Annotated in this window: 3 protein-coding genes and 1 pseudogene; 3 read left to right on the top strand and 1 reads right to left on the bottom strand. The window is 33.7% G+C overall.

Features of this window, described 5'->3' with window-relative positions; all coding sequences use genetic code 11:
• Positions 1-873: 16S rRNA (cytidine(1402)-2'-O)-methyltransferase (gene rsmI, locus ACPYKA_RS19670; protein ID WP_479543891.1), on the top strand; the 873-nt coding region annotated here is incomplete at its 5' end.
• Between the two features lie 120 nt (positions 874-993).
• On the opposite strand, the gene ACPYKA_RS19665 is transcribed toward rsmI, so the two are convergent.
• Complete coding sequence (locus ACPYKA_RS19665; protein ID WP_479543890.1) at positions 994-1,278, bottom strand: AbrB/MazE/SpoVT family DNA-binding domain-containing protein; 285 nt, start codon at positions 1,276-1,278, stop codon at positions 994-996.
• A gap of 403 nt (positions 1,279-1,681) precedes the next feature.
• On the opposite strand from ACPYKA_RS19665, the gene metG reads away from it, so the two are divergent.
• Positions 1,682-3,622 carry a methionine--tRNA ligase gene (metG, locus tag ACPYKA_RS19660; protein WP_479543889.1) on the top strand — a complete coding sequence of 647 codons (1,941 nt, stop codon included), beginning with the start codon at positions 1,682-1,684 and terminating at the stop codon, positions 3,620-3,622.
• A 60-nt stretch (positions 3,623-3,682) separates the two neighbouring features.
• Positions 3,683-3,768, top strand: a pseudogene (locus tag ACPYKA_RS19655) (hydrolase TatD); the annotation flags it as partial.

Below are 3,768 nucleotides of genomic sequence, written 5' to 3'. Positions count from 1 at the left end.
ATGAATGTACAAGTAAGTTATGAAGAGAAGGAAACCGGGACTCTTTATGTCGTCCCAACTCCGATTGGAAATTTGGAAGATATGACTTTTCGAGCAATAAAGACGTTAAAAGAAGTGGATATTATTGCAGCGGAGGACACAAGGCATACCCAGAAACTCTTGAATCATTTTGAGATTAAGAATAGGCTACTTAGTTACCATGAACATAGTAAAAAAGAAAGAATTGAACAACTTATAGAACGTCTTAAGCAAGGTAAGAATATTGCTATAGTCAGTGATGCCGGCATGCCAGCTATTTCAGATCCTGGGTCAGAACTTGTACAGGAAGTAATCAAGCAGGAAATGCAAGTAGTAGTTTTGCCGGGAGCAAATGCAGCATTATGTGCATTAGTTGGTTCTGGTCTTTCGACAGATGAATTTTTATTTTATGGTTTTTTACCTAGAAAGAAACAAGAGAAAGAAGCTGAATTGGAACGATTAGGTTCTTTGAAAGCTACACTCATATTTTATGAATCACCTTACCGGATAAAAGATACACTACAGGCAATCGTAAAACTACTAGGAAATCGACAAATTTCTATTTCCCGGGAAATTACGAAAATATACGAGCAAATTATAAGAGGATATGTGAAAGACGTTATACGTTGGGCTGAGAACAATGAGATAAAAGGCGAATGTTGTATTGTTGTGGAAGGAAATGACGCTGGAGAAGAAAAAGATTCTATATGGTGGCAAAACTTATCTATTCCAGATCACGTTAAACATTATGAAGCTTCCACTGAAATGTCGCATAAAGCGGCAATGAAACAAGTGGCAGTCGATAGAGGTATATCACGAAGAGAAGTATATCAAATAATTCACGTGAAAAAGTAAAAAACTTGCATCACTGGGGATGCAAGTTTTAAGTACGTCTAAATTGTATCGATCTATTTTATCGCAAAAAAAGAAAAAATCCGTTATTTTATTTTTGCCAATCGATTTATACTAGTACCATTATTCATTTATGTTAAAGCTTTGTTGTATTTCATCCACTAAAGCTTTAGCACCTTCTGGACTAAGTACAATTTTTCCTTTCGCTAAAGCGATATTATCGTTTGTATTTTTACCTGTAATATGACAAGCCATATTAGGAACGTATTTTTTTAATACAATTTGATCTTCATCGACGAATATTTCAATTGCGTCTTTTTCTTTAATTCCTAATGAGCGCCTTAACTCGATTGGAATAACTACTCTTCCAAGCTCATCAACTTTCCTAACCATTCCAGTAGATTTCATAATTATATTACGGTCCCCTTTCGTCTAAGTCGAAATAAATTGATAAGAACTATATTATTCTATTATACTATAGTATTGAATGTATAAAAATGTATATTTCAACAATTTTTTCACATCATTATTGTAGCAATCTATCAAAAAAATGTAAATAAATTTGAACAATAAAGAATTAATAGAATTACAATTATTGTAAGTGTTTCGACTAAATTAGTCAATTAATTCATGGTATACTAATTAATTGGATAGACTATAAAAAAAGTGGCATAAATTATATATACTTTCATCTTAAAGTAAAAGTATATACAATAGATTATACTATTTACTATTAAGAAAGGGGCTTGCCAGAAGGCATGTTTCCTATGGTGATTAGATTAGATAAGTTTCAAAAAAGAGGAGATAAAAAATGTCAGAAAAAAATACGTTTTACATAACGACACCTATTTATTATCCGAGTGGGAATTTACACATTGGACATGCTTATTCAACTGTTGCCGGGGATGCAATTGCCAGGTACAAAAGGATGCGTGGCTTTGAAGTTATGTATCTGACAGGTACAGATGAACATGGACAAAAAATTCAAAAAGCCGCTGAGGAGCAAGGGTTAAAACCACAAGAATATTTAGACGGAATAGTTGAAACGATTCAATCATTATGGAAAAAGTTAAAAATAACGAATGATGATTTTATTAGAACGACAGAAGAAAGACATAAAGTCATTGTCGAAAAGATTTTTACGCAATTATTAGAGCAAGGGGATATTTATTTAGACGAATATGAAGGCTGGTATTGTGTCTCTTGTGAGTCTTTCTTTACAGATCTGCAATTAAACGAAGGCCACTGTCCAGATTGTGGTAAAAAAGTAGAAAAAGTAAAAGAAGAATCCTACTTCTTTAAAATGAGTAAATATGCAGATAGACTTGTTCAATATTATGAAGAAAATCCTGAGTTTATCCAACCTGAAAGCAGAAAAAATGAAATGTTAAATAATTTTATTAAACCTGGGTTAGAAGATTTAGCTGTATCTCGTACAACGTTTGATTGGGGAATTAAAGTGCCAGGAAATCCAAAACATGTTATTTATGTATGGATTGATGCGTTAACAAATTATATTACAGCGTTAGGTTACGGTACTGAAAATGAGGAGAAGTTTAAAAAGTACTGGCCTGCCGATGTGCATATTATGGCGAAAGAAATTGTGCGTTTTCACACCATTTATTGGCCGATTATTTTAATGGCTTTAGATCTTCCTTTACCAAAGAAAGTGTTTGCTCATGGTTGGATATTAATGAAAGACGGTAAAATGTCTAAGTCAAAAGGAAATGTTATTGATCCTATTCCTTTAATAGACCGCTTTGGGCTAGATGCGCTACGATATTATTTGCTTCGTGAAGTTCCATTTGGTTCTGATGGTGTTTTTACACCTGAGGGATTTGTCGAAAGAGTAAATTATGATTTAGCAAATGACTTAGGGAATCTACTTAATCGTACCGTAGCGATGATTGGCCGTTATTTTGATGGGGAAGTGCCTGAATTTGTACTTGCCGAAAATAAAGAAGATGAGGATTTAGAACAAGTTATTCAAGATACAGTTAAAAAGGTAGAAATGGCAATGGAAAAAATGCAATTTTCTGTTGCATTATCTTCCATTTGGCAGCTTATAAGCAGAACGAATAAATATATTGATGAAACAGAGCCTTGGAATTTGGCAAAAGATGACGAAAAAAGAAATCGCCTTGGAAATGTAATGGCTCATTTGGTAGAATCGCTTCGAATTACTGCGGTCATGTTACGGCCATTCTTAACGGAGGCACCAAAAGAAATCTTTAAACAGTTAGGGATTAAAGATGCTTCATTGCAAGAATGGGATAGTATTTATGAAGTTGGAAGTATTCAAGCTGGAATTAAAACGGAAAAAGGCAATCCTATTTTCCCGCGTTTAGACATGGAAGAAGAGATTGCTACAATTAAAAGTATGATGAAATCTCCTGTGGTTAAAGAAGAAAAAGTTGAACAAAAAGATGAAGTTCTCTACGATGATTTTATGAAATTGGATTTCCGTGTTGCAGAAGTATTAAAAGCGGAAAAAATGAAGAATGCAGATAAATTACTGAAAATGCAAGTTGATATTGGATCTGAGAAGCGGCAAATTATTTCTGGAATTGCCGAATATTACCAACCAGAGGACTTGGTAGGTAAAAAGGTAATATGTATTACAAATTTAAAACCAGTTAAATTACGTGGAGAAATGTCAGAAGGTATGATTTTATCCGGGGAAGATGAAAAAGGAAACTTATCCTTAGCTACCGTTGAAGCGTCTTTACCGAACGGTTCCGTAGTAAAATAATTTAGAAAGGTCGAACTCGAATAAAGAGGACGACCTTTTCTCTTATTTGGAGGTACGATGATGTTATTTGATACACATGTTCATTTGAATGCAAGACAATTTAAAGAAGACGTAGAAGAAGTTATTGCACGTGCATATAATAATGG

The sequence above is a fragment of the Pseudogracilibacillus amylolyticus (SeqCode) genome (assembly GCF_051918545.1).
In the GTDB taxonomy this organism is placed as follows: domain Bacteria; phylum Bacillota; class Bacilli; order Bacillales; family Amphibacillaceae; genus Pseudogracilibacillus.
This window is presented reverse-complemented; position numbering and strand designations above follow the sequence as displayed.